Here is a 21,121-nt window from a genome sequence, read left to right as displayed (position 1 = left end):
ATTCTACCACTCGTAAAGTTCAATGACGAACAAATTACAGATTTTACCGGGGTGTTAGTTTAAGTATTGACCGCTTTGGGTCGGAGGTGATGTTTGCTGAGTCAATAATTCAACTCAATCAGATTTTGATGAAAGCTTAGAAGTGATTTTCAGACGAGGTGTTAAAAATGCGGGCGTTGGGCCCGCTGTAATGTTACTCAAATCCATTCGGATTCTTCGACTGCCAGTTCCACGTATCACGCATCATGGCATCGATCCCGCGCGTCACGCGCCAGTCCAGTTCGTTGTTCGCCAGCGTGGCATCTGCCCAGAACGCTGGCAAATCGCCGTCACGGCGTGGTTTAAACTCGAACGGAATCGGCTTACCGGACGCTTTCTCAAACGCCTTGATCATCTCCAGCACGGAGAAGCCCACGCCGCCGCCGAGGTTGTAAGCTTTATAGCCTTCAACTTTGGCTAAGTGGTCCAGCGCTTTAAGGTGCCCTTCTGCCAGGTCGACAACGTGAATGTAGTCGCGCTGTGCGGTGCCATCTGGCGTGTCGTAATCATCGCCAAACACGCCCAGCTTCTCCAGACGGCCAATCGCCACCTGCGCGATGTACGGCAGCAGGTTATTAGGAATGCCGGTTGGGTCTTCACCGATTTCACCAGATTCATGCGCGCCAACCGGGTTGAAGTAACGCAGTGCGATGGCCTTGAAGTTCTGATCGGCTTTAGCGAAGTCGCGCATCACGAATTCGATCATCAACTTCGAGGTACCGTATGGGCTGGTGGTGCCGCCGATTGGCGTGGTTTCCACGTAAGGAACCGGTGCATCTGCGCCATAAACGGTCGCAGATGAGCTGAAGATGAAGTTCCACACGCCAGCCGCGCGCATCTCTTCCAGCAGCACCACGGTGCCAGCCACGTTGTTTTCGTAATATTCCAGCGGCATGCGCGTGGATTCACCAACGGCTTTTAGTGCAGCGAAGTGAATCACAGCGCTGATATCGTTAGTGGCAAACAGGTCACGCAGGCAGGCGCGATCGCGGATATCGCCTTCGACGAACACCGCTTTTTTGCCTGAGAGCTTTTCCACGCGGTTGATGGCTTCGCGGGAAGCATTGCAAAGGTTATCCAGGACCACAACGTCGTCGCCGCGCTCTAACAGCGCCAGCACCGTATGGGAGCCGATGTAACCCGCTCCGCCCGTTACCAAAATAGCCATGTGTACTCCTTTAAACCGCGCTAAAGGCGCGGTAGAGAATGAGAAAGCTTATTTCGCCAGGATTTTCTGAATAGATTCGCGGAAATCGCGGCCCTGATCGTTGTTACGCAAGCCGTAAGAGACGAATGCCTGCATATAACCGAGTTTACGACCGCAGTCGTAGCTGGTACCGGTCAGCAGCTGCACATCAACTGGCTTCTTCTTGCTCAGAGAGGCGATAGCATCGGTCAGCTGAATGCGGCCCCATGCGCCAGGCTCAGTGCGCTCCAGCTCTTCCCAGATATCCGCAGAGAGCACATAACGGCCAACTGCGGTCAGGTCAGAGTCGGTAGAACCCGCTTCTGGCTTCTCAACAAAGCTGGTGATGGTGCTGATATCGCCTGGGTTATCAATCGGCTCTTCGGTAGTCAGCACGCCATATTCAGTAAGATCTTCGCCCGGCATGTGTTTCGCCAGCACCTGGCTGTGGCCGGTATCTTCGAAGCGAGCAACCATCGATGCGAGGTTATAACGCAGGTGGTCAGCGGTGGAGTCATCCAGCAGCACGTCTGGCAGCACCACCACAAATGGGTTGTCGCCAATCATTGGACGCGCGCACAGCACAGAGTGGCCCAGGCCTAACGGGTTGGCCTGACGCACGTTCATGATGGTCACGCCCGGCGGACAGATTGACTGTACTTCGCTCAGCAGCTGACGTTTAACGCGCGCTTCTAGCAGCGCTTCCAGCTCGTAAGTGGTATCGAAGTGGTTTTCCACTGCATTTTTGGAAGCATGGGTGACCAGCACAATCTCCTTGATGCCAGCCGCGACGCATTCGTCAACAATGTATTGAATCATTGGTTTGTCGACAATTGGCAGCATCTCTTTCGGAATGGCTTTCGTCGCAGGAAGCATATGCATACCGAGACCCGCAACGGGGATTACTGCTTTAAGCTTGGTCATATTTATTCCATTTCATGAAGTGAATACGTGGGGTCGATTATGCAGGATCGGCCGGTCGAGCAAGTATAATCTTTATCTGAAAAACCGGCACTAACTCTCTGTCACACCATCAAAAATCGCCAATTTGGCCGGTAAAAACGCCGAAGTTCCTATGGGAAACCGATGCGCTAAACCGCTGAAAAATCGTGAAAGGATTTGTGATGACGAGATCAGAGAATGACTGGAAGCTGTGTCGATAATGCGCCATAAATTGCGCCGCTACGGACCGTGTAAACATTGAGTCATCTGTAGCGGCGAGATTCATCACGCGGGTTGGATGTAGATGACTACAGCCAGCCCTCAAACCATTCCGGCATCACGAACAGGTTGAAGTGGTTTACCAGCATCATCAGCGCAACAAACACCACCGACACCGAAACCCACTGACGCGCATACGGCATAAAGCGGATGCCAATCACCGGCTTGATGAAGAACGGATGGGCAAAGGCCGAAATCAGCACCTGCGAGATCGACAGCGTCAGCGCCACATACAGCACGTTTGGCCAGATGTAGGTTGTCGCCAGCACCGCAACCACCACTAAGCTCGCCACAATGTTCCAGTAAAACTCAACATTGGTGCGGCCGTTGGCCTGCGAAATCGCGCCGGTTAAGCCGCCCATCGGGCGCAGCATGCCAAACAGCAGCATCAGCGGAATCAGATGGTAGACCTGCTCATGTGAAGCGCCGTACAGCACGCGCACAATGACTGGGGAAAGAATGCCAATCGCCAGATACATCGCGCTACTGAACAGCATGATGACGAAGGTGCCTTTCAGGAACAGCTTTTTCAGCTGCTCTGGATCGTGCTGCTTCTCAGCGAAGCGCGGCAATGCCAGGCGGTTAATCACCGGCGAAACCAGCTTCAGCGGTTGCAGAATCAGCTCTTTTGCCAGCGAGTAAATCCCCAGCATCTCCGCACCCATCACTTTACCGACGATCAGCGCATCGGCCTGGGTACGCAGCTGATTGATGGTCTGCGAACCGAGCTGATACACGCCATAACGCACGGCGCTGACGAAGGTTTTGCCGTCGAACTCCCAGGTCGGTCGCCACGATTTCTCGCCGAAGTAGATCATGCAGAGAATGCGCGTGAAGGCGTTGATGAACAGACCAAGAATCGCCGCCGCCACGGTAAGCGAGGTGTAATACAGCATCGCGACGGTACACAGGAACGCGAACAGCTTGGTGGCCATCTCAATCTTCGCCAGCGTCACCATGCGTTTGGTTTTCACATAGTGCGCCTGATACTGCGACAGATGTCCCAATACCAGGAAGTTGAGGCTGGTGAGCATGATCAGGCCCACCAGCTCCGGCAAGTGATAGAACCACGCCACCGGATAGGCAATCGCCAGCATAATTAAGCCGGTGCAGAAACTGAGCGACACGTTCACCCAGTAAATGGTGCTCTGCTCGCGGCGATTAATATCCTGGCGATGCACGATATAGCTGCTCATGCCCATATCCTGCAGCACGGTCGCCACCGCCAGAATCGCATTGATGATCGCCAGTAAACCCAGCTCGTGCGTTTCCAGTTTGCGCGCCAGCACGGCGAGCTGTAACACCTGAAGCAATGCGGCAAAACAGGTACTACCAAACAGCCAAACGGCCTGTTTTTTTAATCCGCTCACACCATGCGCTCCAGAATTTTCGCCAGCTCACCGTAAGCGATGTGCTGATTGAACTCAGTTTCGACTTTCTGCCGCGCGGCGGCGACCACCGGTGCCACATCCACATCGCCACGCGACAGACGCAGCAAGGTCGCTGCCAGCTCATCAGGATCGTTTTCGGCCACCAGCCATCCGCTGACGTCATTCTCAATCAATTCAGGAATGCCGCTGTGATAGGTCGACACCACCGGCAAGCCAACCGCCATCGCTTCCATCAGCGCCACCGGAATGCCTTCCATATCGCCATCTGCGGCGGTTTTAGACGGCAGCAGGAAGATGTCCGCCTCATTCAGCGCCTGACGAATTTCATCCTGCGGCTTGAAGCCCGGCATGGTGACGTAATCCTGCAATCCAGCGCGCGCGATGTGCTCGCGCATCATGCCATCCTGTTCGCCGTTACCAATGATGGTGAACTGGAACTGGCCGCCGTTATTGCGCAGGATTTCGCTGGCTTTCACCGCCACATCCAACCCTTTCTTCTCGGTCAGACGCGCCACTGAGACGATGCGCAGCGGTTGATGGAACGCCTCGCGCGGACGGAAGTTAAACTTCTCCGGCTCGATGCCCATACGCGTGACGTGCACCTTGGCGCGCGGACAACCCATCTCAATCAGCTTGTTCTCCCACAAGTGGCTGATAGGCAGCATCAGTTCGCTCTGTTTGAACAGGTTGACGTAGTCGAGCTTGTGCTCTTCCAGGATGTGACGACGCGAAATATCTGCGCCGTGGAACACCGTCGCCTGCTTGCCTTTCAGCACGCCGAGTTCGCGCAGCTTGTTAGCCAGCGCGCCGGCATAGCCGAAGTGCACCAGAAACACATCGGCGGTGTAAGGCTGCCTGGTGTTGGCGACAATCGCCGGCAGCAGCAGTTTGCTGGCCTGTGCGCCGTAGCGACGCACATTCAGCGACTTCAGCAGTGCACCTTTGGTGATTTTCGGCAGTATCAACCCGATACGCTGCGTCAGCTTATCAAGGTTGGATACTTTCTCTTCCGGCAGTAAATAGTGGGTTTTCGCTGCCAAATTGTAGTCATCGAACGCGGCATGGCGATTAATCATATCGCCCGGAAACACGGAGATAATCTCCACGTCGTAGCCTGCGTCGATGAAATGCGTCACCTGATTGAGCACGAAGGTCTCAGAGGCAACAGGAAAACGCATGGTGAAAAAGGTCAGCTTCATCACTTCACCCCAGGACGTTGAGAATTTCTGCTGTAATGCGGTTACCAATCTCACGCTCCTGCGCCACCGCGGTATCAACTTTGTGTTTCACGTTGTCGTAGTCGGCCAGCACCGTCTGCACTTTATCGATGAGCGAACCGTCCATCAGGCTCTGCACATCGGTGGCCATCTGCGGCAGGCCAAGCTGTTTCATCACGCCGAGCGACTTGTGCTCGTAGTTGATGGCCACGGCTGGCGTACCAAAGTTCATGGAGATGATGGCGGAGTGCAGGCGGGTACCAATGGTCAGATGACAATGGCTGAGGAGGATGCCGAGTTCGAGGTCGTTGAACTCGTCCATGATGACATGGTAATGCTCGGGATGCTCGACATGATCGCGCAACGTCAGCGCCACCATGCGGTCATCTTTGGCGTAGCTATCAATACCGGTACAGGTAGAGAAGGCAACCACCTGATAACCTTCGGCAATCATCGCGTTAATCACGCGGCCAAAGGCAGCTTCATACTCTTTCTGCGTGACGCCGAGACGTTTGTCGAACGGCGCCAGTTCACGCACGGTAATCGCAATGGTTTTGCGTGCGCTGATAATCGCCTGCCAGTGCAGCAGGTTATGGCTTGGATTAGCCACTTCACGCGCTTCAACCAGGAACGCGGTATCAACGCCCTTCTTCACTTTGCTGGTGGTAACGCCATCCTGCTTCAGGCGGTCGTAGCTCACCTCTTCGCGCAGCACCAGGCTGTCAACGCGATCAAAGACAAAGTTCGCCAGCGCATTAACGCGCGGGTTCTCGAACGGACCGACCGAGTGACCGACCATATGCAGCGGCTTTTTCGCCATCAGCGCACAAAGCGCGTGGTCGAATTGGGTCACGCCGTAGAGATCGACGAAGAACGAGCCGCCAACCTGAATAATCGCGTCGTACTGCGCAAGGCTTTGGGTGAACGCCGCCAGATGCGGTGGCACCGAGAAGGATTTGTATACGCCGCCTTTACCAAGGTGCGCCATCATGATGTCCGGCATCAAGCGGTTCGCCACTTTGCGTTTCAGGCTGCCCACTAACCCTTTGCCCGATTTGCTGTTGTGCAGGAACAGGGAATCCTGCTGGATATCCTGCTGCAGTAAATAGCCAGAGCTTGTTGGATAACGGCTGATCACATCGATATCCAAATCCGCACGCGCGGATTTCAGTGAATCAATCAGCCCACGTAAAATCGCGCCATCCCCACGATTTCCACAGGTATGGTTTCCTACCAATAAAATCTTCATAAAAAAACTCCGGAAAAATTTTTGTAATTTTTACAAGCCGCCAATAGCTGCACTGGCAAAGTGAACTCTGATTCAAAGGACTGCAATGGGAGTAAACCCCAAAAAAGTGGTGCTAATTGCATTTCTATTCAGTACTGCTTACAAACTATGCACATTCCGTAGCGGCGCGATTCATCGCGCGTACCTGACATTGGCATTGCGCAATGAATTGCGCCGCTACGATTAGTGTGCGTTACGATTTAACGGCGAAATAAGGCATAGCCACCTGCTCGCCATTGATCACCACCGAGATGAAACCTTTAGGTTCGCGCGTATCCACCTGTTCCGGCTTCAGCGCGCGCGAGGCCAGCAGCAGATCGCCCTGCTCGTTACCGCCGACGCCGGCTTTGCCGTTGTGCAGGCTAAAACGCTGCGGGGCCTGTTGCGCTGCGCTGCCCGGCGCGCCTTTGTCCATCACGGCGTCAACGCGCGCGCAGCGACCGGTCAGGAAGCGATCCTTGGCGGTGCTTTTGATCAGCACAGCGGTGGTCGGCGTCCAGCCCGCTAACTTCACGAACACTTTGGTGTCGGTATCGGTGCGCGGTTCGAAACGTACCTCCACCACCGGCGAGCTACCTTCCGCTGACCAGCTGGCTTCCGCTTTGTTTTTCTTGCGCTGCAGATGAATCACCGCGCGTCCGCCAGTGCCTTTACCGTCGATGACATCCATCAGCGGCTGATTGGCAGTACCGTTATTAAACTGTGACTGACCAAATACCTCGATCTCCCAGCTATCGCCCACCGTTGGCGAGTAGAAGTTGCCGAGTTCAAACCAGGTTTGCTGATCGCTGTTGTTGGTCAGGCGGAAGCGCGAGGTGATGTAGTTGTATTTCAGACTGCCATCAATGGCGACGCCGTAAGATTCAACGCGCGTTGAGCCCATTTCCCAGATGTTCAGCCAGCGCTCGCCTTCCAGCGAGTTATCAATCCAGCTGCCCGACTGCAGATTGGTCTGGCGCATATTAAGGCGCGAGTTACGCGCATTGAGCGGGTTCTTACAATCCTCAATGCTCAGCGCATCGACAATCCACTGGCCGTTCGAGATGTCGCCAGGGAAATCGCTGTGCTCAATCCAGCCGTTATGAATGATGGACTGGCTGCAGCGCGGCAGATTCAACACCATGCCGCCTTTACAGTGCTGGGCGTTGAAGTTGGAGAGCTCAATCGCGGTGCTGTGATCCCAGGCACCGGCCTTTTGCCCCGACCAGCTGGCTTTAATCACATCGCCGGTACAGGCGTTGGCGTACCACTGATCGATTTTGCAATCCAGCGTATCCAGCAGGCTAAGCGAAACGCCGCCCACCTGATTGAAGCGCAAGCAGGCGCCACGGAAGAACTGGCCGCCCGGACAGGTGTTGCGGAACAAACCCTGCTTGTTCGGACGCTTGTCGGTGTTGCCGTTGAAATTCAGGTTGGAGATTTCCGTCCAGCGCGCATTCACCTGGAACAGGAATTCGGAGCGACCGTCGGAAACCAGCGTGGTCGCCGGGAAATAACCGAAGTTGACCATCGCGCCGGAAATGCGGAAGAAGCGACGTCCTTCGTCACCGAAATCACATTCAGAGACAAAGAAGGTGCCAGCCGGGAATTGCACGCAAATCTGCTGGCTGGCATCAATCGACCATTGATACATGGCTTTGATCGCCGGTGCAGTGTCGGTTTTGCCGTCGGCAATAGCACCGAAATCAAACAGCGTCAGGCGATTAAAATCTTCCACCACGCGACGCCAGGTAAAACCGTTGCCGCTGAAGTTCACGCCGCCATCATCTTTGCCATCGCCGAAGGTGCCGACGAACTCGCCGCCGCCCACTTCCAGCCCTTCGTGCCAGCTTTTCAGCTTGATTTTGGCACCGGCAAACAGCGGACGGGTTTTGCGCAGCTCTTCCACCGATGGTATTTCACCAATCAGCTGGTAGCCGTTCGGCTGCGCCAGACGCTGGCTGAAGTTGCTTTGATTGGGGCGCGAGACATCGCTAATGGAGAACAGCGTGTGGCCCTGATCGTCCTCCACCACCATTGAGTGCGCGGGATTGGCGATCAACGCCGCATTGTCGTGAATGAACTGGGCGAAGTTGCCCTTGTTCAACGCAATCGGCTGGCTGATTTGTGACACTTTGCCATTGGCATCGCGCAGAAACACCGGGATCTGATTGCCGGCCTGGCTGGCATCGCTGCCCGCTTTACCGATCCACAGTTTGCCCTCGAAGTTCTGCCAGAATTGCGGCGGCATGGTATAGACGTTTTCTGGCGTCAGAATCGGCACATCGCCTGCCGGTACGCTGGCAGGATCGACGGATTTTAACGTTGGCTGACCACTTTTTGCGGCGTAGCTGGAAAACGCACTCACTGAGAGCGCAGTAACAATCGAGGAGGCTGCGGCCTGCAAGACTTCTCTTCTTTTCATGCTTCAATTCCCGTGGTTGTGCGGCCAAAAAGGATTCCCGAGGCACGATAATTGTCGCTAAACAAGGGCGAGCCAGCTCTGCTTGATCTGATTACCGTCAAACTTGAGCGCGGTTTCTTTGGTTTTTTCACTCATGGCGTAGAACAGGCCATCATCACTGGCGAGCTGCTCCATCCGCTTGATAAAGGTGGTTTTGTCATTCATCGGCACCAGGAAGCCATCTTCACCGTGGTTGATGATCTCCTGCGGCCCGGTTGGGCAATCGTACGCCACCACCGGCAGCGACCAGGATTTGGCTTCCAGCAGCACCAGCGGCAAGCCTTCATAGCGCGACGTCATCAGCGCCATGTCGCTTTCGCGGTAGTAATCGTTGATGTTGCTGACTTTGCCGACAAAGTTAACGCTATTAGTGATACCTAACGCCGCAGCCTGATCGTGTAGCTGCTGGCGCAGTTCGCCGTCACCGGCAATCACCAGTTTCCACTCGGGATGTTTCTTGCTGAAGTCGGCCCAGATATCCAGCAGCAGGTCGAAGCCTTTCTGGTTATCAAGACGTCCCACCGCCAGCGCCTGACGGCTGCGCGTTTGACGTTGAAACGCTTTGTACACCACCGGATTGGGGATTTGCTGGCTGGCAATATTCCAGCGGTTAAACACCTGATGATCTTTGTCGGTCAGGACGATCACCTGGTCGTAATAGCGCAGCATCAGCCACTTCAGCAGCTTAATCGGCTTGCTGAACGAGTTAATCGCGATGTGTTCGCAGGCATACGCCTTGAAGCGCTTCTTCTTCAGCGCCATCAGATTCCAGAAGGCGAACATCACGCTCAGGCGGCCCATGCTGATCAGGAATACGCTGTCGAAGCCTTCCTGATGAATGCTGCTAACGGCGCTTTTAATTGGGTTGCTGTGGCCTTCAAAGCTGACAATTTTTTTCACCCGTTCGAACGGATAAAAGGTTTTGCCATGGCCTTCCAGCGAGTAAATGGTGACTTCATGCTGCTCGCCGAGGCATTCAGACATAAAGTTGCAGATGTTTTCCGTGCCCGCATACGAGTAGGCATCTTTAATCACCAAAACGATCTTTTTCATACAATCCTTTCCACCTCAAAAATATATAAGCAGCTAAATCACCGTTGCGCTTAGCGGTGTTTTAAGGCAAAAAGAACCCCGTTCACCATGTACCATGTATAATAGTAATATACTTTTAACGGATTGTTTTTATAGATAATTCTTAATAATTCGAGGTGCCACTTCGCCGCTTTATTTTTGTTGCGCGACAGTGAATCGCCCAACTCGTAATAGTTGACCAGGGTTTTCTGGATCACGCGGGCTTGTTTGTAGCGGAGGAACAACTCATAGAGGAACAGGAAGTCTTCGTGGCCTTTGCGCTGGAAGAAGATGCCCTGCGGAGGACGGCGGAAACACACCGAGGAGAAGCAAACGCGATATTGCTTCTTCACGAAGTTTTCCTGCTGCAGGTAGGGTTTGCTGTAGTTGATATCGTGGTCAGCGGTTTTGGTTTTGTAGTGATAATGCGTGATCACGAAATCGTCGCCGGCGGCGATCGCGGCCGTCTGTTCGGCCAGTTTTTCGCGGTGCCATTCGTCATCGCTGTCGAGAAACGCGATGATCGCTTCTTTCGCCGCGCGCAGCCCCACGTTACGGGTTTCGGCTGCGCCCTGATTGACCTCGTTGTCGAGAATGGTGATACGCGCGTCCTGACAATGTTCACGCACCAAGGCGAGTGAATCATCGGTGGATTTGTCGTTGATCAGGTAAAGATGCCAGTCGCTGTAGGTCTGGTTGATGATCGACTCAACCGCGCGCAGAACGGTATTTCGCGCGTTATACATCGGCATCACAATACCGACGGTGCCAACATGATTTGTCATTTGTCTACCCGGAGTTTCAGGAACCAAAAAATTGCCCCCGTGTAGGGAGCAAGTGAAAGTGTTTAAAAGTGAATCAGGAGACGGCTCTTCTGCCCGAGAAGCGCGACTTCACCTTATCGAGCAGGCGATTCATGAAGTAGGCGCGATTGTCACGGTTGGTGAGGAAGAAGTAGCGTGCAAAGCTGAGGCTGGCCTGCAGCGATTTACCATCCATCTTGTAGCGCAGCGGCAGCTTGAACGCCTTGTAAGTATGGATGTCACGCGTGGTCAGATGCGGCTTCATGGTATCGAGCCAGAAGAAGGAGTATTTGACCGATTCGCCTTTGTGCTTGGAACCAAATTTGGTCACCAGATGGTAGGTTGCCAGCGGCTTATCGATCATCACGAAGGCATAACCCATGCGGTCAGCGCGGATGCAGAAGTCATAATCCTGATGGCGAATATAGCGCGCATCAAACTGGATCTGCGCCGCATCTTCACGCTTCAGCACAATGGTGCTGGTTTGAATAAAGCCGTAACAGCCAAACAGATACTCGGCCACGGTTTCGTTTTTGCCGGGCGGTTGCATCGGCATCACCTTGAGGAAGCTGCCATCCTGATGGATGTTCACCTGACTAAAGATGACGTAGCGCGATTTGCCCTGCGCTTCCAGTTTGGCGATGGTTTCACTCGCCACCAATAACTTGTCCGGATGCCACTCATCGTCGGCATCGAGGAAGCTGATAAAGTCGCCGGTTGCCAGCTCAATACCTTTGTTACGGGCGCCAGCGCCGTTGAGTTTGACCTCAGACAGCTCCAGTTTGATAGCCAGATCCTGATAACGTTCGCTGCGTACCACCTGCGCCAGTTCAGCCGCATCGGCCGATTTGTCATCAACAATAATGACTTCAAAATTGCGATAGGTTTGCGCTTTGACGCAATCTAGCGTCGTGACAATCGATTTCGACGCGTTATACGCGGGAATAACAATTGAGAAGCGAATCTCCTGCATTGCCAGCACCTCATTAAAAAAGTTACAAAATCAATGATATAACTTGTGGGCTCAAAAGAATAATGGGTGATGTCCTAATTTGTCGGCGAGGTCTTCATCGCCACTTTCTTCTTGTTGCTACTGCCGATAAACGGTTTCTCGACAAACAGATACGTCAATTTCGCCACATAGAAGGAGGCGACAAAGAACAACGTTGAAAGCAAGGTGTAGAACAGGAACGAATGCGGATAGAGCGTTTCCGGGATCTGCTTGATGAAATAGAGCACCACACCGTGAATCAGATACAGGCTGTAACTCACCTCACCAATCGACATCAGGGTTTTGTTTTCCAGAATGCCAAACACCGCGTTGCCGCTGCTGACAATAAAGAAGATTACCGTCAGGCAGCAGAGGAAAATCAGATACCAGAAGGTGTTGCTGGTGAACGACAGCGAGAACAGCGACAGCACAATCACCGCAAAGCCGGCCAGGCTGGAGGTTTTGTAGTGCGCAAACATGTCGCGATACTTATACGCCAGATAACCCATGGCGAAGCCCAGCACCGGACGCGGATCGGTATAGGTTTTGCCCCACAGACGCAGGCCAACCGCCACGCAGAAAATCACGCCGATCGAGCCGAGAATCAGCAGCGTTTTGTATTTACCTTTGGTGGCGCGGTTGAGCACGTAGATCAGCGGAATCGACAGGTACAGCAACCATTCGAGGCGCAGCGTCCATTCCACACCGGCGTTGACATCAGCCGTCAGGAAATCACCCATGCGGTAGCTGCCAATAAACAGCAACCACAGCACAGCATCTTTTACTGCCGTGAGGCTATAAGTGAGATCGCCCTGCACCACGCCTACCGCGATGATGACAAAACCGGAGAACCAGAACATCGGGACGATACGGCGGATACGCGACTTCAGCAGCTTGTGCGTCAGCTGCCCTGGCGTCAGGGTTTCATTATCCAGCCAGCGATAGAACAGGAAGGCGGAGATCATGAAGAACAGCAGTACACCGAATTTACCGGAGTTAACGAAGAAGTTGCCTTCGGAGAACCAGGCAAAATAGTCTTTATCGAACACCCACTGACCATCCAGCGAATAGATGTAGTGCGCGAAGTGTGAGAACGCCACGATGCTGGCCAGCAGCGCGCGCATACCAGAGATACTTTTGATACCGCTACTGTTGTACACGCCTTTGTGGAAGGAGAATACTCGCAGAATGATTAGCGCCAGACAAAATGACAGCACCATGATTAATACATACATGTCAGCTCCTGAATCTGAGTTGGGTTAGCTGCTGTGCCGCGACAAAACGCTATCGAAAGTGCTGCTTAAGACGTTGAAGGTTCTTTCTGCTTTCTGCTTATAAAGCATCTCGTTCGGGTGAATGCAATCAGGCGACATCTCAGATTGCCAGTCACGGTTCTGCTTGATGACGCTGTACTGCTTCACAATTGGCACCTGCTGCTCTTTAGCCACTTCATTTAACTGATAAACATACGGCCAGACGTTCCAGCGCTCGGCTTTGCCACAAATGGGATTCGGTTCCTGTAACACCACCAGCTTGTTATTCGCCTTCGCGCCTTTGACCAGCTCGGTGATGATGCGCTTATACTCTTGCGGCGTTTCAATGCGCTCGCCTTTGTCTTTGAAGAAGTTGATGCGCGCATCGTTGATCGCATAGTTAATCAGAATCATGTTGGCATCGGATTTCGCCATGCGTTCTGACCAATCCATCGGCGTATTGTCTTTGTTGTACACCAGCACCGAAACCTGTGCGCCCGGCATGCCGTGGTTCTTCACCTCAATGTTGTTGCCGTATTTCTCACGCAACATCTGCTGCAAAAAACTCACCTCATTATTTTTACTGAGGATATTGCGATTGCCCGACGCGGTAACGCCGGCGGTGGTGGAGTCACCGTAGGCGGCGATGATAAAGGTGCCGGGATGATCCTCTGCCTGCGCCAGAAACGGCGCAGAGGTGATCAGAACTGCCAGTAAAGTCTTCCGCATATTTCCTCTCATCGGTTAATGAAACAATTTGAATTCACGAGCAACTTCATAGCCCACAACGGCCTGCTTCAGTGAGATCGTGTTGTAGTAGAGGTAATAAACAAGGAAGAAAGCGAACATCGCAAACATCGCGGGTTTCAGTACGCGTTTTGACTGGAAGATTAGCGACGTCAAAATAATCGGTTCGACCTGCAGCAGGTAGTTCGACAGGCGCGCACCCGATGAGTAGTTGTAGAAGAAGATCCTGATACCGCCGCCGATGGCAAAAGTGAGAATCAACAGGTAGTTCAGCTTCCACACGTCGTACTGTTCACGCTTGAGCTGGTTGCTCAGCATGAAGTAGACAAAGATAAACACCAGCATGATGTTTTTCAGGTTGGACACTGACACCACGCTGCCGTCACCGGCATTCGAGGCTTCGTTACTGTAGCCTGCGGCCCTTTCGCCCATCGATCCCAGATGTCCGGCGATCAAGGCAATAAAGCCGGTCCCGCCCACCACCGAAAGTGGCACACTGAACAGGATGATGGCCACCGGCCACCAGCGCGATTCCCGAATAAACAGGAACGGAATGATCGTCACCACCATTACTGCGGTGTTGTGGCTGAGGAAGGACAGAATAAAGAAGGCAAACGCCCACCAGTATTGCTTGAGGTAGATAGTCCAGATCACGCCAAGGAACAGCGCCGAGCTCAGGCCAAAACGAATCTGGTTTACGTCTTTGTTGATAAAGATATGCGCCGAGTAAAGCGCCAATGCCAACACCGGATACGGTGACATCTTTTTGAAGAAGATGGCGTTGGTTGAAACTGCCAGAATACTGAACACAAACAGGAACACGCTGGCATTGTGTGAAAACAGGCTGGTGATCCACGCGATAGCAAAAATCAGCGGTTCATAACGGAAGAAGGCGACGGTGTTGGCAAAACCGTTGACCTCAATACGGCGGACGAAGTCGGCAAAGAAGCTGCGATATTGATAGTCGTCCATCCCGGTACCGAGACCGCGAATACCGGCAAAAATAATCAGCGTGACCGTGGCGATGCACAGCAGGTAAGTCAGAATATGGGTGGTGCGTTCGTCTTTCTTCAACAGGATTTCGACCAGCGCAAGCAACAGCAAAAACCCTGATAAATACCAATATGGAGCCATGGTGTGATTCCTTAATTCCACAAGTTCTCGTGCCAGCGGTGGCTTTTAATGGCGTTATAGAGAGAATCACCTGTGTAAATCGTTGCGTGTCGTCATTCAAACGGTGCGATCAAAAGGGGCGGTCAACCCGCCCCTTTCTTCACCGGATTACCCTCATCATTAACTGTGAATGACGGGCAAATTAACTTTTGGTCGGTTTGCCATACTCGTAGTCGTAATAGTCGTAACCGTAACCATAAGAGTTGGCGGCTTTACGCACCACGGCGTTGAGGATCACACCTTTAATCTCAATACCGTTCTGGGCAAAGCGTTTGAAGCTGACATCCAGTTCTTTCGGCGTGTTGGTTTCGAAACGCGCCACCATCAGCGACGTACCGGCCAGCTTACCGATGATGGACGCATCGGTGACCGCCAGAATCGGAGGCGTATCAATCAACACCAGGTCGTAGTTCTTGCTCGCCCAATCCAGCAGCTCACCCATGCGACGATGCATCAGCAGTTCAGATGGGTTTGGTGGCACCTGACCGCGTGGCAGGAAGTCAAAACCGTACGGGCCTTTCTGAATCAGCGCCGGGCTGAACTCGGTTTTGCCTGACAACACGTTAGACAGACCGGATTTGTTATCGGCTGACAGCAGTTCGTGGGTGTAACCGCGACGCATATCACCATCGATGAACAGCACACGTTGGCCCGCTTTGGCGACCAGCGTTGCCAGGTTGGCACAGATAAAGGTTTTACCAATACCTGGGCTGGCGCCGGTGATCATCAGGATGTTGTTTTTCGCTTCCATCATCGCGAAGTGTAGGCTGGTACGCAGGCTACGAATCGCTTCGATTGACAGATCAGTTGGATTGCCCAGCGCCAGCAGCGTTTCGTGGGGATCGGTTTTCACCTTGTTGCCACGACGCGCCAGTGCTTCGGTATCTTTCTTACGTTGCCATTCTGACAGCGGTACGCTGGCATAGACGTTCATGCCCAGCTCTTCCAGCTGCTCTGGATTTTCGATGCCGTGATGCAGCAGCGCTTTCAGCAGCACCAGACCAACAGAAACCATCAGACCCAGAATCACGCTCGCCGCGATGATCAGCAGTTTCTTCGGTGCCACCGGGCTGTTGCCGGTTGCTGCGCCATCGATGATGCGTACATCACCCACGGTGCTGGCTTTACTGATACCCAGCTCTTGCTGACGGTTCAGCAACTGCATGTAGATTTCCTGACCAGACTGCACATCACGCGTCAGACGCAAGATCTCTTGCTGCGTCTGTGGCATCTGAGAAATCTTTTTATTCAGCTGCGCCTGCTCACCTTCCAGCGTTTTGCGTTTTTCCAGCAAGGCGCGGTAGGTTGGATGATCTTTAGTAAACAGCTGAGACACTTCGGCTTCACGGAAGGTCAGTTCGTTCAACTGGCTCTGCACGCTGACAGAAGAATCCAGCGCCGATTTCGCTTCCAGCGACAGGTCAACCGACTCGTTCTGGCGACGGAAGGTATTCAGCTTGTCTTCGGCATCATCCAGTTTGCCACGCACTTGCGGCAGCTGGTTGCGCAGGAATTCCAGGCTCTTTTCCGCTTGCTCAGATTTACGTTCAACGTTCTGCAGCAGGTAGTTATTGACGATTTGGTTCAGCACTTTGCTGATCTGCTCTGGATCTTCACCCAGATACTCCAGACCCAGCACGCCCGTGTCTTTGCCTTTATCCGCAACGGTCAGGTTGGCCAGTACGGAGTTAATCGCCTGCAGCTCGTTCAGTTTGGTAACGCTGAAGCTGGTGCCTTCATCGGCATTGATGCCGCTTACCAGCATGGTCACTTCACCGTGCGTTTCCAGCTGACCGACTTTACCTTTGAACAGCTCATCACCGTCCGCTGACACGGTATACGAGTCTGGACCGGTCACTTCCAGTTCAACGGTACGTTTATCGATGGTGCGTGGAATTTCCAGGCGGGAGATGGCGACGGTTGATGGCTTGTTACCCATCAAACGCGACAGACCTTTACCAATTACCGGGAAATAGTTCTGGGTGACAACGGTGTCCAGACCCAGATCGTCAACGGTTTTACCGATAACCATGCGCGATTCCAGAATCTGAATCTCGGTATCGGACGCCGGCGTTGGCGGCAGAATGCTGTCTAACTCATTCAGTACTGAGCTGGCATTCTTCTGTTCAACCTGGACTAACGCATCCGCGCTGTAGATTGGTGTAGCAAACAGTGTGTAGAGCGTGGCTACCAGCATGAAGAAGGCGGTAACGGCAACAATGATCCAGCGATGATCAATCAGCTGTCCCACAAGATGCGCCAGATCCCATCCATTCGAATCTTCCTTTGGCGCGGTCATAACCTTGTTTTTGATATTCATGGATATTCCCAACTATCGGCTTAATACGTTGACCCATTTCTGGGTAGCGTTTTCCAGTAACCCGTAGACCTCTTCAAAGGCCTCGCGACTTTTTTTGTACGGATCCGCAATTTCCTGCTGATTGAGCCAGTGGCCAAGCAGCATGGTCTTTCCGCGTGCGGCTGGATCGATGCGATTCACCTGTTCAATATGGCGCTTTTCCATTACCAGAATCAGGTCATAGTCACGGCACATGCTGGCCGTTAACTGCTGAGCCTGATGCCCTTCCAGCGACACGCCGTGTTCGGCGGCCACAGCCAGGGCTTTCTGGTCCGCCGGATAGCCTTGCAGCGCGCTGAGCCCTGCGGAGGCAATCCGGATGTTTGGTAGCGCGCGTTTGAACAGACGCTCCCCGGTGGGGGAGCGGCAGATATTGCCGACGCAGACGACTAACACGGACTTAATCATGGCGAACCCTTAGTTCGACCAGTTGCGGAAACGAAGGGCCGAGGAGCTGGCATCGTCAATACCTACGATGGTCGGCAGCAGGCCCGAAATCACACGGTTCCAACGGGTGATTGGTGTCGCGGTGACATAGACGATGTCGTACGGCTCCAGTTGGAATTCGGTGCCCATCACCATCGATGCCGCATCTTTGGTATTCAATTGATAGATGTTGGCGATCTTGGTGCGGTTGGCGCCGCGAATCGGACGAATCACGAACACGCCGGTGGCATCAGAGGTGGTCTGATCCATACCCTGCGAGTTGCCCAGTGCTTCGGCCAGCGTCATGCCGCTGCGGTCCATCTTCAGCGTTGACTGCTGCTTCACTTCACCCATCACGAAGACTTTGAGATCGTCGTTACGTGGCACGTAAAGGATGTCGCCCGGATAGAGCAGATGGTTTTGGCTCAGGTCGCCGTTTTGCATCAGCGCCTGCAACGAGAGACGTTGTTCTTTGCCGTTGTGCGTCAGCACCACGTTGCGCCAGTCAGCGTCAGCCGCTAAACCGCCGGCGGCGTTGACGGCATCCAGCACGGTCAGCGGCACGTTAGTGATCGCCTGTTGTCCGGAGGTGGTGACCGAACCGGTCACGTACGCTTTCTGCGAACGGAACGAGGCGACGTTAACGTCAACCTGCGGACTTTCGATGTATTGCGCCAGACGACGCGCCACTTCGCTGCGGATCTCGGTAACCGTTCGGCCTGCTACGCGCACTTTACCGATGTACGGGTAGAAAATGGTGCCATCTGCCTGTACCCAGTTACCGGTGTCGCTGGCGCTACGGTACTGACCGGCAGGTGTGGTCAACTCTGGGTGATCCCAGACGGTGACGTTCAGCACGTCGCCGACACCGATACGGTATTCGTAGCTCTGAATTTCATTTTGCAGCATCGGGTTAGCCTGCGCGACTAACGGCTTCGGACGCATCTGTTCAACCAGACGCGGCGTCAGCGGGAAGACGTTGACATATTTGTCGATGTCATAGTTGCTATCCTGTTGCTCTATGACATCTTTTCCACTGGTGGAAAGGTGAGAACCCGGCTCAATGGTGCATCCGGAGAGAAAAGTCGCGGATACCAGTAAAGGTATCAATTTAATTTTCATTATCATCTGATTCTTCGCTATCAGTTATTGATTGATAGAGGCGAAATCGCCCGCTGTGTAGCGTCTTACAAAAATGGAATGTGACGGGTTAAACACTGAAACTGTGGGTCATTATTATGCGCTCCCTTGGTTTTATGTTGTCACCGAGTCTAAAGACGACATCAATTAAAATGGTTATACAGACTCAATCAGTGCAGCTGTCTAATAACGACACACCCAGCACCCGCAGTTTTCAACCGGGGAGCTTGCTGCCCTCCCCGGCTTCGCTGTCTATCAATAGGCGCCGTCGCGTTTCAGTACTACGCCAACCGTCTTAAACAGAATCGCGATGTCATTCCACAGCGACCAGTTCTTGACATACCACGAGTCGAAATAGACGCGTGTTTCATAGTCAACGTCGTTACGACCGCTAACCTGCCACAATCCCGTCATGCCTGGTTTCGCCATCAGGTAATAATCGACATCACCGGCATAACGGCAGAGCTCATCTTCAATCACCGGGCGCGGCCCCACCAGGCTCATATCGCCACGTACCACGTTCCACAGCTGCGGCAGCTCATCCAGACTGGTTTTACGGATGAAATGGCCGACTTTGGTAATGCGCGGATCGTTCTTCAGTTTGAAATCTTTATCCCACTCGGCGCGGGCAACAGGATCGGTACGCAGTACCTCTTCCAGCACCTCTTTCGAGTTGATCACCATTGAGCGGAATTTCAGGCATTTGAACTTACGGCCGCCTAAGCCCACACGTTCATGACCGTAAATCGGTGGTCCGCCATCGCGGCCAACCATAAATCCAAGGACCAGCAACGCCGGGGACAGCGCGAGGATAATGCTCAGCGCGCCGACGATATCGAATGCACGCTTAAGGAAACGTGATGTGCGCTTGGCCAGATTGTTATTCACACGCAGAATCATCACTTCATGGCTAAAGATGTAAGCCATGTCGGTGCCGTACAGCGGTACACCGCGCAGTGTTGGAATAACAGAAACCGAGCGGCAATTGTGCATCGCCAGGGTTTTCAGCCAGTGGTCGCGGTGCTGGCTCTGTTCGAACTCCACCGCCACGATGAATTGGGTTTCGCTGTTGGTCAGCTGCCACAACTCTTGTTCATTGTGCAGCACAGGCACGCCTGAGATGCTGGCCTGTGGGCTGCTCTTATCGACATCGAAGAAGGCGATAACATCGAAGCCCATCACCTCTTCGCTCTGCAGCGCCTGCCAGGCTTCCTGGGCATTGCGGCTGCTGCCGATGATGATGGTTTGCTTCTTCCACATGCCATAATGATTCAGCACACGCTTAGAGATGGCGCGCGCTAAAGGAATCATAATCAACGCCAGAACCCAGGTCGCTACCCATACAAAGCGCGACATTTGCCACTGTGAAAGGGCTGAAATTGACAAATCGATGACAGAGAAAATAAGAATGGTACGAAAGATCTCTTTGAGCTCGAACCAGAATGGCTTGCGATAGGTATAATGACGCAGGCGAACCCAGAACCAGCCCACGCAAATAACGGAAAGCGCAATGTGCGTAGCAATTTTTAAATGCAGGTATTTTTCAGATATATCTGCCAGTGGAGAATGGGTAAACGAATTAATCAATGCCATCGCAATAAATAATGCTGCGTTGAAACAAATTAAATCCGAGCACGCCAGTAAAATTTTTGTCAGAAGACTTTTATATGTAATTTCGTTATCGCGCATAGTTAACTCTTTTATATTATTTCTTTAATCCCTAATGCCTCAACGCTGTTTGATAAATGAGCGAAATATTCACTGCATTTGTTGAGGCAATCTGCGGTAAATTCTCTGAGGCCAAATCAATTCTCACAATAGTAAGCAAGAGAATTGTGATTAATACCAACAGATTAGTCCGACTTCCCTTACCACAGTGGCAGACCATTAAACCAAGAGAAAGGCGCTTCAGGCACGCTACCGCCCTTGGCTGTCGCTGCCAATACCGCTTTCATCCTAATTACAACTTGTTTTATGCGGCATTTTTGCGCTAATTACTGGCCGTGGTCCGCGTGCGATCACAGTTCGCAACATTAAGAGGCTAAGGAGCACGCTATAAACAACTTTGGCGCAGACATTTACTAACACGTTGCTATACTAGTTATTACTGGCTTGTTTACAAGTAGGCCCCGTGTTCCCTGCACTATTTTAGGAAAAAGACTACCAGCGATAAGTATTGATGCCAGCCCTTTCAGGCCATTCCTCTGCAAAATTCAGATTAATTCGATACTCAACCACCCAATAGACTGCATTAAAAATGCACGTGGTTATCTGCTGAAAAAAAATAATTGTCTCTTTCATTCAGGTGCAATCTTTATCCATACTTTCATCTTATCGGTGCAAATCGGCAATCAGGGATATTCTTCTCTTCTG

16 protein-coding genes are annotated in these 21,121 nt (G+C 52.8%); all 16 read right to left on the bottom strand.

Translation table 11 applies throughout. From position 1 onward, the window contains the following. Positions 1 to 193: 193 nt before the first annotated feature. Positions 194 to 1,207 carry a UDP-glucose 4-epimerase GalE gene (galE, locus tag ACFQW4_RS13715; RefSeq protein WP_377725812.1) on the bottom strand — a complete coding sequence of 338 codons (1,014 nt, stop codon included), beginning with the start codon at positions 1,205 to 1,207 and terminating at the stop codon, positions 194 to 196. A 48-nt stretch (positions 1,208 to 1,255) separates the two neighbouring features. Next, positions 1,256 to 2,149 (bottom strand): UTP--glucose-1-phosphate uridylyltransferase GalF, encoded by an 894-nt coding sequence (galF, locus tag ACFQW4_RS13710; RefSeq protein ID WP_101763372.1) that lies wholly within the window; start codon positions 2,147 to 2,149, stop codon positions 1,256 to 1,258. A 326-nt stretch (positions 2,150 to 2,475) separates the two neighbouring features. Beyond that, positions 2,476 to 3,816, bottom strand: a complete 1,341-nt coding sequence (locus ACFQW4_RS13705) for an MOP flippase family protein (RefSeq protein WP_008104858.1) — start codon at positions 3,814 to 3,816, stop codon at positions 2,476 to 2,478. Continuing rightward, entirely contained in the window at positions 3,813 to 5,036 is a 1,224-nt protein-coding gene (locus ACFQW4_RS13700) for a glycosyltransferase (RefSeq protein ID WP_101763424.1), read from the bottom strand. Before ACFQW4_RS13700 ends, ACFQW4_RS13705 begins: the two co-directional genes overlap by 4 nt. Before the next feature lie 4 nt (positions 5,037 to 5,040). After that, a complete protein-coding gene (gene wcaK, locus ACFQW4_RS13695; protein ID WP_101763371.1) occupies positions 5,041 to 6,303 on the bottom strand; it encodes a colanic acid biosynthesis pyruvyl transferase WcaK in 1,263 nt (420 codons plus the stop codon). 232 nt (positions 6,304 to 6,535) lie between these two features. Then, a complete protein-coding gene (locus tag ACFQW4_RS13690) occupies positions 6,536 to 8,746 on the bottom strand; it encodes a phage tailspike protein (RefSeq protein ID WP_110866652.1) in 2,211 nt (736 codons plus the stop codon). Between the two features lie 57 nt (positions 8,747 to 8,803). After that, positions 8,804 to 9,838 carry a glycosyltransferase gene (locus ACFQW4_RS13685; protein WP_101763369.1) on the bottom strand — a complete coding sequence of 345 codons (1,035 nt, stop codon included), beginning with the start codon at positions 9,836 to 9,838 and terminating at the stop codon, positions 8,804 to 8,806. 50 nt (positions 9,839 to 9,888) lie between these two features. Further along, the gene (locus ACFQW4_RS13680; RefSeq protein ID WP_210081884.1) at positions 9,889 to 10,641 is read right to left on the bottom strand and encodes a glycosyltransferase family 2 protein; all 753 of its coding nucleotides are present in this window, start codon (positions 10,639 to 10,641) and stop codon (positions 9,889 to 9,891) included. 73 nt (positions 10,642 to 10,714) lie between these two features. Next, a complete protein-coding gene (locus ACFQW4_RS13675) occupies positions 10,715 to 11,632 on the bottom strand; it encodes a glycosyltransferase family 2 protein (protein WP_101763367.1) in 918 nt (305 codons plus the stop codon). A gap of 74 nt (positions 11,633 to 11,706) precedes the next feature. Continuing rightward, on the bottom strand, positions 11,707 to 12,885 hold the full coding sequence (locus tag ACFQW4_RS13670; RefSeq protein ID WP_110866650.1) for an acyltransferase: 1,179 nt from the start codon (positions 12,883 to 12,885) through the stop codon (positions 11,707 to 11,709). Positions 12,886 to 12,909: 24 nt separating this feature from the next. Then, positions 12,910 to 13,632: an SGNH/GDSL hydrolase family protein gene (locus tag ACFQW4_RS13665; protein WP_377725808.1), complete on the bottom strand. Its 723-nt coding sequence runs from the start codon at positions 13,630 to 13,632 to the stop codon at positions 12,910 to 12,912. Between the two features lie 15 nt (positions 13,633 to 13,647). After that, on the bottom strand, positions 13,648 to 14,784 hold the full coding sequence (locus tag ACFQW4_RS13660; protein ID WP_217548638.1) for an EpsG family protein: 1,137 nt from the start codon (positions 14,782 to 14,784) through the stop codon (positions 13,648 to 13,650). 181 nt (positions 14,785 to 14,965) lie between these two features. Beyond that, a complete protein-coding gene (wzc, locus tag ACFQW4_RS13655) occupies positions 14,966 to 17,143 on the bottom strand; it encodes a tyrosine-protein kinase Wzc (protein WP_192411528.1) in 2,178 nt (725 codons plus the stop codon). Positions 17,144 to 17,155: 12 nt separating this feature from the next. Next, positions 17,156 to 17,590 (bottom strand): protein tyrosine phosphatase, encoded by a 435-nt coding sequence (locus ACFQW4_RS13650; protein ID WP_101763362.1) that lies wholly within the window; start codon positions 17,588 to 17,590, stop codon positions 17,156 to 17,158. A 9-nt stretch (positions 17,591 to 17,599) separates the two neighbouring features. Beyond that, complete coding sequence (locus tag ACFQW4_RS13645) at positions 17,600 to 18,730, bottom strand: polysaccharide export protein (protein ID WP_101763361.1); 1,131 nt, start codon at positions 18,728 to 18,730, stop codon at positions 17,600 to 17,602. Positions 18,731 to 19,003: 273 nt separating this feature from the next. Next, entirely contained in the window at positions 19,004 to 20,437 is a 1,434-nt protein-coding gene (gene wbaP, locus ACFQW4_RS13640) for an undecaprenyl-phosphate galactose phosphotransferase WbaP (protein WP_101763360.1), read from the bottom strand. Between the last annotated feature and the right edge of the window lie 684 nt (positions 20,438 to 21,121).

This window comes from Pantoea sp. GCM10028869 (assembly GCF_042666835.1).
GTDB lineage: Bacteria > Pseudomonadota > Gammaproteobacteria > Enterobacterales > Enterobacteriaceae > Pantoea > Pantoea leporis.
Note: the sequence above shows the minus strand (reverse complement) of the source record. Positions and strands in the feature narration are given on the sequence as shown.